General features: G+C 60.8%; 11 protein-coding genes. 3 read left to right on the top strand and 8 right to left on the bottom strand.

The window, feature by feature from the left end; all coding sequences use genetic code 11:
* Nucleotides 1-20: 20 nt before the first annotated feature.
* The 8 genes from ABIA48_RS17220 to bioB all read right to left on the bottom strand — a co-directional run bounded on the left by ABIA48_RS17220 (nt 21) and on the right by bioB (nt 8,629).
* Nucleotides 21-1,313: a GGDEF domain-containing protein gene (locus ABIA48_RS17220; RefSeq protein WP_429490183.1), complete on the bottom strand. Its 1,293-nt coding sequence runs from the start codon at nt 1,311-1,313 to the stop codon at nt 21-23.
* Between the two features lie 197 nt (nt 1,314-1,510).
* On the bottom strand, nt 1,511-3,316 hold the full coding sequence (locus ABIA48_RS17215; protein ID WP_429490181.1) for a phenylacyl-CoA dehydrogenase: 1,806 nt from the start codon (nt 3,314-3,316) through the stop codon (nt 1,511-1,513).
* A 277-nt stretch (nt 3,317-3,593) separates the two neighbouring features.
* On the bottom strand, nt 3,594-3,890 hold the full coding sequence (locus tag ABIA48_RS17210; RefSeq protein ID WP_310056390.1) for a pyrroloquinoline quinone biosynthesis protein PqqE: 297 nt from the start codon (nt 3,888-3,890) through the stop codon (nt 3,594-3,596).
* Nucleotides 3,891-4,012: 122 nt separating this feature from the next.
* Entirely contained in the window at nt 4,013-4,693 is a 681-nt protein-coding gene (gene bioD / locus ABIA48_RS17205) for a dethiobiotin synthase (protein ID WP_008000737.1), read from the bottom strand.
* On the bottom strand, nt 4,690-5,502 hold the full coding sequence (bioC, locus tag ABIA48_RS17200; protein WP_429490179.1) for a malonyl-ACP O-methyltransferase BioC: 813 nt from the start codon (nt 5,500-5,502) through the stop codon (nt 4,690-4,692). Before bioC ends, bioD begins: the two co-directional genes overlap by 4 nt.
* On the bottom strand, nt 5,495-6,226 hold the full coding sequence (locus ABIA48_RS17195; RefSeq protein WP_429490177.1) for an alpha/beta fold hydrolase: 732 nt from the start codon (nt 6,224-6,226) through the stop codon (nt 5,495-5,497). The genes bioC and ABIA48_RS17195 overlap by 8 nt, the downstream gene beginning before the upstream one ends.
* Complete coding sequence (bioF, locus tag ABIA48_RS17190) at nt 6,219-7,397, bottom strand: 8-amino-7-oxononanoate synthase (protein ID WP_429490175.1); 1,179 nt, start codon at nt 7,395-7,397, stop codon at nt 6,219-6,221. The genes ABIA48_RS17195 and bioF overlap by 8 nt, the downstream gene beginning before the upstream one ends.
* Nucleotides 7,398-7,573: 176 nt before the next feature.
* Nucleotides 7,574-8,629 (bottom strand): biotin synthase BioB, encoded by a 1,056-nt coding sequence (bioB, locus tag ABIA48_RS17185; protein WP_007981424.1) that lies wholly within the window; start codon nt 8,627-8,629, stop codon nt 7,574-7,576.
* Nucleotides 8,630-8,721: 92 nt separating this feature from the next.
* Here bioB and ABIA48_RS17180 point away from each other — a divergent pair, with 92 nt between their 5' ends.
* The 3 genes from ABIA48_RS17180 (at nt 8,722) to ABIA48_RS17170 (ending at nt 12,257) form a co-directional block, all read left to right on the top strand.
* On the top strand, nt 8,722-9,462 hold the full coding sequence (locus ABIA48_RS17180) for a ComF family protein (RefSeq protein WP_429490173.1): 741 nt from the start codon (nt 8,722-8,724) through the stop codon (nt 9,460-9,462).
* Between the two features lie 62 nt (nt 9,463-9,524).
* A complete protein-coding gene (locus ABIA48_RS17175; RefSeq protein WP_429490172.1) occupies nt 9,525-10,289 on the top strand; it encodes a TOBE domain-containing protein in 765 nt (254 codons plus the stop codon).
* Between the two features lie 66 nt (nt 10,290-10,355).
* The gene (locus ABIA48_RS17170) at nt 10,356-12,257 is read left to right on the top strand and encodes a PhoX family protein (RefSeq protein ID WP_429490170.1); all 1,902 of its coding nucleotides are present in this window, start codon (nt 10,356-10,358) and stop codon (nt 12,255-12,257) included.
* Nucleotides 12,258-12,364: the final 107 nt, after the last annotated feature.

Genomic DNA, 12,364 nt, shown 5'->3' with positions numbered 1-12,364 from the left:
GCTCGCTGAATGCGCCATCATCACTCAACCGTAGCGGCGTCCATGCGCACGGCACCACGGCGATTCTGCCCGAACGCGATCACACAGTTGCGCCCGGCGCCCTTGGCGCTATAAAGCGCCTGGTCAGCGGACTTGAGCACCTCTTCGGGGGCACGCTGATCGATCCGTTCGGCAACGCCGATACTGACCGTCACCGATACACTCGACGCACCGGAACCGGCACGCCGCTGGCGCCCCTGATTGTCGTCCTGCGGGCGGTTTTCCTGATTACGCAGTTGAATGTTGTAAGTGGCGATGGACTCGCGGATGACTTCCAGGTGCGGCATGCACTCTTCGAGGGTCTTGCCTGCAAACACCAGGGCAAATTCCTCGCCGCCATAGCGATACGCCTTACCGCCACCGCCGATTTTCGACAGTTTGCTGGCCACCAACCGCAACACCTGGTCGCCGACGTCGTGGCCGTGGGTATCGTTGAATTTCTTGAAATGGTCGACGTCGCTCATGGCCAACACGTAATTGCGCCCCAGCCGTTGCATGCGTTCATTCAGCGCACGACGGCCCGGCAGCCCGGTCAGTTCGTCGCGGAAGGCCATTTGATAAGCCTCGTGGGCGACGGCCGCGGCGATCATCAGCATCACCTGGCTGCACATGATGTTGAGGGTGAAGGGCAGGATGAAGGTTTTTGGCAACATCCAGAACAGGCCGAGCAGCCCCACCAATTGCGCGGCATGCAACGGTCGCGGGTTGCGCCAGTATTGCCAGGCCAGCAGCACAAACGCGGCAATGAACACCGGATAGGACAACTGGATCAGACTCATCCAGGCGCCATGCAAGGCAGGCCAGCGAATCTCCGACAGCCAGATGAGCAGCGCGTGTGGATAACTTTGCTCAAGCCCCAGTGCCACGCTGCCGACCGCCAGCAATACGGCGAAACGCGCCACCATGTCCTGGAACAGATGGGTGCGTTCCTGCCACGCCGCAAACACTCCAAACAGCAGCGGCAGCAGCAGGCAACACAGATGAAAGACCACGGCGGCATCGTCACGCACCTTGCCGTTGTCGCGGTAATAGTCGGTCTGGGTGTCGAGCAGGAAGTAGGCGATGTACACCGTGACCATCAGAAACAGTTCACGCTGGCGTCGGTACACCGCGCAATAGGCACCGCCGAGCAACAACACCAGGGTGGGCAGCACGTTGAACAGTGACGTGAAGAAGACGTTCAGATCCTTGATGTACGCAGCCGCAAGCCCCGCCAGCAACAGCAGTAATGACGGCAGGAAATGACTGAAACGTACAGCAGATGAGCGCGGCAAGGGTAAAGCTCCGACCCGTCAGATCAATAGATGGCAATGTGCCCACTACTGTAACGGCAGAAAGCCCGAGTTGCTGAGTGAATTACTGAGGTATTTTTCAAAGGGCGTTACAAACATTAATTCCACGGGCAACCCTTAAAGCAAAAAAGCCGCTGGTCCCGAAGGAACAGCGGCTTTTTCAAGCACTTCGTTGAGGCTTAGTAGCCCAGGTCGAAGTTCTCTTCTTTCATGTCCATCAGGTTGTTGGCGCCCGACAGCATGGTTGCAACGTGAGTGCGGGTACGCGGCAGGATGCGCTGGAAGTAGAAGCGCGCAGTCTGCAGCTTGGCGGTGTAGAAGGCCTCTTCGGACGTGCCGGCAGCCAGTTTCTCGGCAGCCAGACGCGCCATGTCAGCCCAGAAGTAGGCCAGGCAGGCATAACCGGAGTACATCAGGTAGTCCACGGAGGCCGCACCGACTTCTTCGCGATCTTTCATGGCGGCCATACCGACCTTCATGGTCAGTTCGCCCCATTCCTTGTTCAGTGCAGCCAGCGGAGCGACGAACTCTTGAACCGCTTCGTTGCCTTCGTTGGTCTGGCAGAACTTGTGGACGATCTTGGTGAAGCCTTTCAGAGCCTCGCCTTGGGTCATCAGCACTTTACGCCCCAGCAGGTCGAGTGCCTGGATACCGGTGGTGCCTTCGTACAGCATCGAAATACGGCTGTCGCGAACGTTCTGCTCCATGCCCCACTCGGCGATGAAGCCGTGACCACCGTAGATCTGCACGCCGTGGTTGGCCGCTTCAAAACCGACTTCGGTCATGAACGCCTTGGCGATTGGCGTCATGAAAGCCAGCAATGCGTCGGCTTTCTTCTTCGCCTCGGAGTCCACACCGTACTTGACGATGTCGACTTGCTTGGCAGTGAAGTAAACCATCGCACGGTTGCCTTCGGCGAAGGCCTTCATGGTCAACAGCATGCGACGCACGTCAGGGTGCACGATGATCGGGTCAGCGGCTTTGTCTGGTGCTTTCGGGCCAGTCAGCGAGCGCATTTGCAGACGGTCGCGAGCGTATTTCAGGCCGCCCTGGAAACCGACTTCGGCGTGGGCCAGACCTTGCAGAGCGGTACCCAGACGTGCGGTGTTCATGAAGGTGAACATGCAGTTCAGGCCTTTGTTCGCCGGGCCGATCAGGAAACCGGTAGCGCCGTCGAAGTTCATCACGCAGGTGGCGTTGCCGTGGATGCCCATCTTGTGTTCCAGGGAACCACAGGACACGGCGTTACGTGCGCCAACCGAGCCATCGGCGTTCGGCAGGAACTTCGGCACGATGAACAGGGAGATGCCTTTGGTGCCAGCCGGTGCATCCGGCAGGCGGGCCAGTACGATGTGGACGATGTTGTCGGCCATGTCGTGTTCACCGGCCGAGATGAAGATCTTGGTGCCAGAAACCTTGTAGGAGCCGTCGGCCTGAGGCTCGGCCTTGGTGCGCAACATGCCCAGATCGGTGCCGCAGTGCGGTTCGGTCAGGCACATGGTGCCGGTCCATTCGCCGGAAACCAGCTTGGTCAGGTAAGCCTCTTGCTGCTCAGGGGTACCGTGCTCGGAGATGGTGTTCATCGCACCGTGCGACAGGCCTGGGTACATGCCCCACGACCAGTTGGATTCACCGACCATTTCGCTGATCGCCAGCCCCAAAGACTCCGGCAGGCCCTGACCGCCGTGCTCTACGTCGTGGGCCAGGCTTGGCCAGCCGCCTTCGACGAATTGCTTGTAGGCTTCCTTGAAGCCAGTCGGGGTCTTGACGCCGGACTCGCTCCAGGTGCAACCCTCGATGTCGCCCACGCGGTTCAGCGGAGCCAGCACCTGCTCACAAAACTTGGCGCCTTCCTCAAGAATGGCGTCAACCATGTCCGGAGTTGCGTCGGCACACGCCGGCAGGCTCTGATAGTGCGCTTCGTAGCCAAGCAGTTCGTCACGAACGAAGCGAATATCACGCAAGGGGGCCTTGTAGTCAGGCATAGCGATAAACCTCTGCTGATGTAACCGGGAATGAACGACCGCGTTGATTTGTTGTTGCGATCAAACAGTTGTTTGAAACATACGTTTACGCCGAAATCTTGTCAAGCGTCGATCTTTTGCCGTTCGTCATCGCAGGATCGGACACACAGGCACACGACAACGCAGCTGCGCTTTCAAGGCAGCCCGCCGCACAGAAAAGATTAGTTGAGGAAGAAAGACTTACGCAGAAAGACGCCGCGAACAGGCGCGGCGTTGAGGGTGCGGTATCAGCGAGGAATCAAGCGTAGGTATCGATCAATGTTCCGAGCACTTCATCGGCTGCCTTGGCGACTTTCACGCCCAGTTCTGCCTGAATCTTGCCTTGGGCCATTTCGACCACGTTGCTGGCCAGGTCCGATTGCTGGCTGCGATCAACCGACCGCAGACGATCGACTTGCACCTCGGAGGACTGGCTGGTGACCGAACGTTCGATCGTCGTGTTGGCGATCTGCCCGGCGGCTAGATCGACGCGGTTCTGCCCTGCCTGAAGAGTGCTCAGACCGGCATAAAAAGCGGTGTTTCCTGAGATTTCCAAGGGAAACCCGTCCTTTCAATGGATCGACAGCGGCCATTGAAGCAGAGTGGCCGGCAAAACACCCGACAAAAACACTAATGGCACAGTGCCTTATCATAGGCAAAACCCGCATTGCGAAAATGTCAGTCCAACAGGTCCAGTTGCAAGTGCTCTGCCACTGCTTCGGCCGTAACGGCCTTGAGTTTAGGCACGCGCCCCAGGCACGGCGCCGGGAGGCGCTCGGCAAGGGTGGCGAGGTTTTCTTCCAGCCGCGATGTTTTCGGGTCGATGATGTTGGCCACCCATCCCGCCAGTTGCAAACCATCCCGGGCAATCGCTTCGGCGGTCAACAAGGCATGGCTGATACACCCCAGCCGCACGCCGACCACCAGGATCACCGGTAACTGCAACGCAATGGCGAGGTCCGAGAGATTGTCCTGGTCCGCCAGCGGTACACGCCAGCCGCCGGCGCCTTCGATCAGGGTGAAGTCCGCCTGCAGGCCCAGAATCTGCCGCATCGGCGCCAGTAACGATTGCACCGTCAGCGCCACGCCAGCCTCTCGCGCCGCCAGATGCGGAGCAATGGCCGGTTCGAAGGCCACCGGGTTGACCTGAGCATACGTCAGCGGCAGCGAACACTCCGCCAGCAACGCCAGCGCATCGGCGTTGCGCAGGCCCTTGGGCGTCACATCGCAACCGGAAGCGACCGGCTTGCCCGCCGCCGTGCTCAAACCCGCCGAACGCGCCGCATGCAACAGCCCCGCGGCGACTGTGGTTTTACCGACATCGGTATCCGTGCCGGCGATGAAATAGGCTGCGCTCATAAGGGCTTCTCCAAAACGGCGTACACCACTTGATAAGTCGCCGGCAGTCCCTGGGCCTGACGAAACTGCTCATAAGCCTCGATCAGCCCCAGAATCCGTGCCCGGCCGGTCAAGCCACCCGGCCGCCCGGGATTGAGATTGTGCGCACCCAACGCCTTGAGTTCATGGGTCAGGCTGCGCACATCCGGGTAATGCAGCACATGCGGCTGGTTTTGCAGACTGACCATCCTCAAGCCGCTGGCCGCACACAACTGCTGATAAACACCAAACTCCCGGAAGCGGTTGACGTGCACCATGCCATCGACCTGCCGCCAGCTGTCGCGCAATTCAAACAACGTCCCAGCACAAAGACTAGCAAACGCAAAAATGCCACCCGGTTTCAGTACTCGACAGGCTTCACTGAGCACCGAGTCGAAGTCGGCGCACCACTGCACCGCCAGGCTGGAGAAGATCAGGTCGCAGGTCGAATCCTGCAGTGGCAAACACTCGGCATCGCCGGCCACGAAGTGCGTGGCACCGCCCAATGGCCGGGCGTGGTTGAGCATGCCCTCGGCGATGTCCAGCGCCACACCGTGACTGCCCGGAAATTGCTCACCCAAGGCACGACTGAAATGCCCGGTGCCGCAGCCCAGATCCAGCCAACACTGCGGTACAAAATCCTGCGGCAAGCGCCCGAGCAATTGGCTGCCCACATCACGTTGCAACTCGGCCACGCTGTCGTAGCTTTGCGCCGCGCGGGAGAATGATGCAGCTACCTGGCGTTTGTCGGGCAAGCCGCCGGGCAGGTTGGGTAAGGATAGATCAGTCATCGCCGGACTCATGCAAAAAGGCCTGGATCGCCCCCGCCACACCGTGGGGATCTTCCAGGAGAAACGCGTGGCTGGCCTGTTCAATCAGACCGATTTCGACATCCGGCAACAATGCCAACAGCTCACCCGCCGCTTGCGCCGGCACCAGCCCGTCGAGGCCGGCGAACAAATGCAGTTGCGGACCGCGGAACGATTGCAGTGCCTGCCGTGTATCCAGTTGCGCAAGCACTTGCAGACCACTCAGCAGCACCGGCGCGGCGGTATTCGGCGCGCCACCGAGCAACAACCGCGACAACCCGCGCGGGTCTTCGGCACCTTGGGCGCAGAGCAGTGAAAAGCGTTTCAACGTCGCGCGCGGATCGGCTCCACATCCCGCCAGAAACGCATCGAAAGTTTCCCCGGCCATGGCGCTTGCCCAATGTTCATGCGCGACAAAAGACGCGTTGCTGGCCAGGGTGAACAGACCACAGCAACGATCGCCACGCCGGGCCGCCAGTTCGCAGGCGAGCATGCCGCCCAATGACCAACCGCCAAGCCAGGCGTCTTGCGGCAATGTCGAATCAAGTTCTTCGAGCCACTCTTCAGGATTGCTCGACTCCAGCTCAGGCAACGGCTCGATCTCGACGTGCAGACGCTCATCCAGGCCACGCAAGGCCGCCGCCAAAGGCTCCAGCGGTGAAACACCAAGGCCCCAGCCGGGCAGCAGAATCAATCGATCACGCATGCTTCGGCTCCGGTCCCAGTTGTTGAAAACAATCGGCCAGTCCATTTAACAATAGCTGTACCTGGGCCTCGCTGTGGGCAGCACTTAGCGTGACCCGCAGTCGGGCGCTGCCGGCGGGTACGGTAGGCGGGCGAATCGCGGTTACCATCAACCCGCGCTCGCGCAGCATTTGCGAAAGGCGTACTGCACGCCCGGCATCGCCGATCATGATCGGCTGGATCGGCGTGAAGCTGTCCATGAGCTCCAGGCCAATCTGTTCGGCACCGTCGCGGAACTGACGGATCAGCGTCTGCAAGTGCTCGCGGCGCCAGTGTTCACTGCGCAGCAGTTCCAGGCTTTTCAATGTGGCGCAGGCCAGCGCAGGTGGCTGGCTGGTGGTGTAGATGTAGGGACGGGCAAACTGAATCAGACTTTCGATCAGCTCTTCGCTGCCAGCCACAAAGGCCCCCGCCGTACCAAAGGCTTTGCCGAGCGTGCCAACCAACACCGGAACATCATCCTGGCTCAAACCGAAATGCTCGACGATGCCGCCACCGTTGGCGCCCAGTGGTCCAAAACCATGAGCATCGTCGACCATCAACCAGGCGCCTTTGGCCTTGGCCTCTCGGGCCAGCGCTGGCAGGTCGGCAATATCGCCGTCCATGCTGAACACGCCATCGGTGACCACCAGCGTATTGCCGGTGGCTTTTTCCAGGCGTTTGGCCAGGCTCACCGGGTCGTTGTGCAGATAACGATTGAACCGCGCACCGGACAACAGCCCCGCGTCGAGCAGCGACGCATGATTGAGCCGGTCTTCGAGCACCGTATCACCCTGCCCCACCAGCGCCGTGACCGCGCCGAGGTTGGCCATGTAACCGGTGGTGAACAGCAACGCACGCGGGCGACCGGTCAGGTCGGCCAAGGCTTCTTCCAGGGCATGGTGCGGGGCGCTATGGCCAATGACCAGATGTGACGCCCCTCCGCCCACCCCCCACTTCGAAGCGCCGGCGCGCCAGGCCTCGATCACTTGCGGATGATTGGCCAGGCCCAGGTAGTCGTTGTTACAGAACGCCAGCAGCGGCTGGCCATCGACCACCACTTGCGGCCCTTGCGGGCTTTCAAGCAGCGGGCGCTGGCGATAGAGATTTTCGGCACGACGGGCAGCAAGGCGTGCGGCGAGATCGAAAGACATGCAGGCCTCAGACAGTCAGATCACATAAATCAGAATTGAACCCAATCTAATGTGGGAGCGGGCTTGCTCGCGAAAGCGGTGTGTCAGTCGACATCAATGTTGAATGTCAGTCCGCATTCGCGAGCAAGCCCGCTCCCACAGTGTTTTGCATTCCTTCAGAGGAATCGGGCGAAGACTCAAACCGCCGCGTTATAGAACTGCTCGCTGCTCTTCTGCTCCACCAGCGCCTGCTCGATAGCCGCCTGATGCACTTCGTCTGCGTGTTCTTCGCGGGCTTCCGGCAGGATGCCCAGACGCGAGAACAGTTGCATGTCCTTGTCGGCCTGCGGGTTGGCGGTGGTCAGCAGTTTTTCGCCGTAGAAAATCGAGTTGGCACCGGCGAAGAACGCCAGGGCCTGCATCTGTTCGTTCATGGCTTCGCGGCCGGCGGACAGGCGCACGTGGGATTGCGGCATCAGGATGCGCGCGACCGCGAGCATGCGGATGAAGTCGAACGGGTCGACGTCGTCGGCATTTTCCAGCGGCGTACCGGCGACTTTCACCAGCATGTTGATCGGCACCGACTCTGGATGCTCCGGCAGGTTGGCCAGCTGGATCAGCAGGTTGGCGCGGTCATCCAGCGACTCGCCCATGCCGAGAATGCCACCGGAGCAGATCTTCATCCCCGAGTCACGGACATACGCCAGGGTTTGCAGGCGCTCGCTGTAGGTGCGGGTAGTGATGATGCTGCCGTAGAACTCCGGCGAGGTATCGAGGTTGTGGTTGTAGTAGTCGAGGCCGGCCTTGGCCAGCGCTTCGGTCTGCTCCTGATCCAGGCGACCGAGGGTCATGCAGGTTTCCAGGCCCAGGGCTTTCACGCCTTCGACCATCTTCAGTACGTAGGGCATGTCCTTGGCCGACGGATGTTTCCACGCCGCGCCCATGCAGAAGCGGGTCGAACCGATGGCCTTGGCGCGAGCGGCCTCTTCGAGAACCTTCTGCACTTCCATCAGCTTTTCTTTTTCCAGGCCGGTGTTGTAGTGACCGGACTGCGGACAATATTTGCAATCTTCCGGGCAGGCACCGGTTTTGATCGACAGCAGAGTCGACACCTGGACGCGGTTGGCGTCGAAATGCGCACGGTGCACCGTCTGCGCCTGGAACAGCAGGTCATTGAATGGTTGAACGAAGAGTGCTTTGACTTCGGCCAAAGTCCAGTCATGACGCAGGGTTGCAGTGGTGCTGGCACTCATGGGCGTTTCCTTTGATTTATGCTTGGCTAGCGACTGGGGAATGGAATACCCACAGGCGCGACACGGATGTTCGGCATATTTAAGGAAGAGCGATGCACTGTCAACCACGATACGAAGGGCCGGTTTACATCTGGTTAAAAAACAAACAACCCTGTCTTGTTTGCGATCAAACTGCCGACAACACCCTGCCTGTCTGCATGGCCTGCGAAATTGAGTTGCCCTGGCTCGGTGAGCACTGCCAGACCTGCGCCCTGCCTCTCCCGGCAGCGGGCCTGACCTGCGGACATTGCTTGAAGCAGCCACCGGCTTTCGAACAGGTGATCGTCCCCTGGACCTACAGCTTTCCGATCGACAGCCTGATCACCCGCTTCAAGCACAATGCAAAGTGGCCGTTTGGCCGCCTGCTCGCCGAACTCCTCGCTCAGTATCTGCAACATCGCTTCGAAGACGATTTGCAGCAACCCGATGCGCTGATCCCGGTGCCGCTGGCCAGCCGGCGCCTGCGCAAGCGCGGGTTCAATCAGGCTGCAATGCTGGCTCACTGGCTGGGTGCAAGTCTCGATATCCCTTGCGCCGAACACTTGCTGCTACGAACCCACGATACCGACGCTCAACAGGCATTGAACGCCGAAGCACGCCGAAACAACCTGCGCAACGCTTTCGCCCTGACGCCCGGCGCCGTCGTCAAAGGCCGGCACCTCGCCCTGGTCGACGACGTACTGACCACCGGTGCCACGGCCCAGGCCCTGGCTCGCCTGCTGATGGACGCCGGTGCGGCGAGGGTCGACGTCTATTGCCTGGCCCGCACGCCCAAACCCGGCGAGACACCCTGACTTGACTCGCGCGGTCCAAGCGGCCAACGTCCTCACCATCGTCACCCCCAAAGCGACTTGCCATGTCTTTGCCAACCTTGCTGTCCCAGCACATCGTCCGCCGTCCGCAGCGCATTGCCCTGTTGCAGCACATCGCCGAACAAGGCTCGATCACCCGCGCGGCAAAAAGCGCAGGCCTGAGCTACAAGGCCGCCTGGGATGCTATCGATGAGCTGAACAACCTGGCGCAGAAGCCGCTGGTGGAGCGGATTGTCGGTGGCAAAGGCGGTGGCGGTGCACGCCTGTCCAATGAAGGCGAGCGAGTGTTGCGGCTGTACCAGAAGCTGCAAGCTTTACAGGCCCAGGTGCTGGAAGCCGCTGAAGACACGAGCGACCTCAACCTGCTCGGGCGCTTGATGCTGCGCACCAGCGCGCGCAATCAGTTGCACGGCAAGGTGATAGCGATCGAACCCCAGGGGTGCAACGACCTGATTCGCCTGGAAGTCGCCGAAGGCTTGATCGTCGATGCGCAAATCACCCACGACAGCACCGAGCGCCTGGAACTGCAAATCGGCACCGAAGTCGTGGCATTGATCAAGGCCGGCTGGCTCGATGTGCTGGAGATCGATTCAGCCGAAACGCCGGGAAACAATTGCCTGAAAGGCACCATCGAGAAGATTCTCGACGCCGACGATGGCCCCAGCGAGGTGCGCATCACCCTGCCTAACGGCCTGACCCTGTGCGCGCTGGACGAACCAACGCATCTGCAGGCATTGGGACTGACCTGCGGCAAACCCGTGCGCGTGGAGTTTTCGCCATCCAAGGTTCTGCTGGGCACGCCGCTTTAAGCAAAACTGCAACAAAAGGTTCATTACTCACCATTAAGGTGTCTGCAAAACCGCAGGGAGCCAGAAATGAGCCTATTAGAAGAAAACCAGTCCACCGACCTCGAAACCATGGTCGGCCTCAGCCGTCGCGGCTTCATCAGTGCAGGTGCCCTGTGCGGCGCCGCGATGTTCCTCGGCGGCAACCTGCTGAGCCGCAGTGTGATGGCCGCCAGCGTCAGCGCCGGTAACAGCCAATTGCTGGGCTTCGACAGCATTGCCGCCGCGACCAGCGACTCCATCACCCTGCCACCGGGCTACAAGTCCTCGGTGCTGATCAGTTGGGGCCAGCCTCTGCATAAGGACGGCCCGGCGTTCGACCCGAGCGGCAACGGCAGCGCCGAACATCAGGAAGCCCAGTTCGGCGACAACAACGACGGCATGAGCCTGTTCGAATTTCCGGGCGAAAAAGACCGGGCGCTGATGGCGATCAACAACGAATACACCAACTACCGCTACCTCTACGCCCACGGCGGCATGCCGCAATCGGCGGAAGACGTGCGCAAGGCGCTGGCCTGTGAAGGCGTGTCGGTGATTGAAGTGCAGCGCAAGAACGGCCAATGGCAATTCGTCCAGGGCTCGCGCTACAACCGCCGGATTCATGGCAATGCGCCGATCAGCCTGAGCGGCCCGGCCGCCGGTCACACACTGCTGAAGACCAGCGCCGATCCCCACGGCAAGAACGTCCTCGGCACCTTCCAGAACTGCGCCAACGGCAAGACACCGTGGGGCACCTATCTGACTTGTGAAGAGAACTTCACCGACTGCTTCGGCAGCAGCAACGCCGAGCAGAAATTCGACCCGGCGCAAAAACGCTATGGCGCGGTGGTGACCAGCAAAGAGATCAACTGGCATCAACACGACGAGCGCTTCGACCTGGCCAAGAACCCCAACGAACTCAACCGTCACGGCTGGGTAGTGGAAATCGATCCGTTCGATCCGCAGTCGACGCCAGTCAAACGCACGGCCCTGGGCCGCTTCAAACACGAAAACGCGGCTCTGGCCGAAACCGGCGATGGCCATGCCGTGGTGTACATGGGCGACGACGAGCGCGGCGAGTTCATCTACAAATTCGTCAGCCGCGACAAGATCAACCACAAGAACCCCAAGGCCAACCGCGACATTCTCGATCACGGCACGCTGTACGTGGCGCGTTTCGATGCGGGCGACGGCAACGCCGATCACCCGAAAGGCCAGGGTGAATGGATTGAACTGACCCACGGCAAAAACGGCATCGACGCCAGTAGCGGCTTTGCCGATCAGGCAGAAGTGCTGATCCACGCCCGTCTCGCCGCCAGTGTGGTGAAAGCCACGCGCATGGATCGCCCGGAATGGATCGTGGTCAGCCCCAAGGATGGCCAGGTTTACTGCACGCTGACCAACAACGCCAAACGTGGCGAAGACGGGCAACCGGTGGGCGGGCCGAACCCGCGCGAGAAGAACGTCTACGGGCAGATCCTGCGCTGGCGCACCGAGCGCGACGATCACGCCTCGCACACCTTTGCCTGGGATCTGTTTGTGGTGGCCGGCAACCCGGGCGCGCATGCTGGTACGCCAAAGGCAGGGTCGTCGAACATCACACCGCAGAACATGTTCAACAGCCCGGACGGCCTGGGCTTCGACAAGGCTGGACGCCTGTGGATTCTGACCGACGGTGATGTGAGCAACGCCGGAGACTTTGCCGGCATGGGCAATAACCAGATGCTCTGCGCTGATCCGGCAACCGGCGAAATTCGCCGCTTCATGGTCGGGCCGGTGGGCTGCGAGGTGACCGGGATCAGCTTCTCGCCGGACCAGAAAACCCTGTTTGTCGGGATCCAGCATCCGGGCGAAAACGGCGGTTCGACCTTCCCCGAGCATCTGCCCAATGGCAAGCCGCGGTCTTCGGTGATGGCCATCTCGCGTGAAGATGGCGGGATCGTCGGCGCCTGATCCGGCCTCTTCGCGAGCAAGCCCGCTCCCACAGGGATTCACGTAGTCCTTGTGGGAGCGGGCTTGCTCGCGAAGGGCGTCAGCCCGGACACCTCACATCTCAAGCC

The organism is Pseudomonas sp. S30_BP2TU TE3576 (assembly GCF_050436025.1).
Classification (GTDB): domain Bacteria; phylum Pseudomonadota; class Gammaproteobacteria; order Pseudomonadales; family Pseudomonadaceae; genus Aquipseudomonas.
This window is presented reverse-complemented; position numbering and strand designations above follow the sequence as displayed.

Bases quoted from the DNA above. Each gene is read 5' to 3' on its own strand.
- bioD (WP_008000737.1), bottom strand. From the start codon at position 4,693: ATGAGCGCAGCCTATTTCATCGCCGGCACGGATACCGATGTCGGTAAA.
- ABIA48_RS17195 (WP_429490177.1), bottom strand. From the start codon at position 6,226: ATGCGTGATCGATTGATTCTGCTGCCCGGCTGGGGCCTTGGTGTTTCA.
- ABIA48_RS17180 (WP_429490173.1), top strand. From the start codon at position 8,722: ATGCACTGTCAACCACGATACGAAGGGCCGGTTTACATCTGGTTAAAA.
- bioC (WP_429490179.1), bottom strand. From the start codon at position 5,502: ATGACTGATCTATCCTTACCCAACCTGCCCGGCGGCTTGCCCGACAAA.
- bioF (WP_429490175.1), bottom strand. From the start codon at position 7,397: ATGTCTTTCGATCTCGCCGCACGCCTTGCTGCCCGTCGTGCCGAAAAT.
- ABIA48_RS17170 (WP_429490170.1), top strand. From the start codon at position 10,356: ATGAGCCTATTAGAAGAAAACCAGTCCACCGACCTCGAAACCATGGTC.
- ABIA48_RS17175 (WP_429490172.1), top strand. From the start codon at position 9,525: ATGTCTTTGCCAACCTTGCTGTCCCAGCACATCGTCCGCCGTCCGCAG.
- ABIA48_RS17215 (WP_429490181.1), bottom strand. From the start codon at position 3,316: ATGCCTGACTACAAGGCCCCCTTGCGTGATATTCGCTTCGTTCGTGAC.
- bioB (WP_007981424.1), bottom strand. From the start codon at position 8,629: ATGAGTGCCAGCACCACTGCAACCCTGCGTCATGACTGGACTTTGGCC.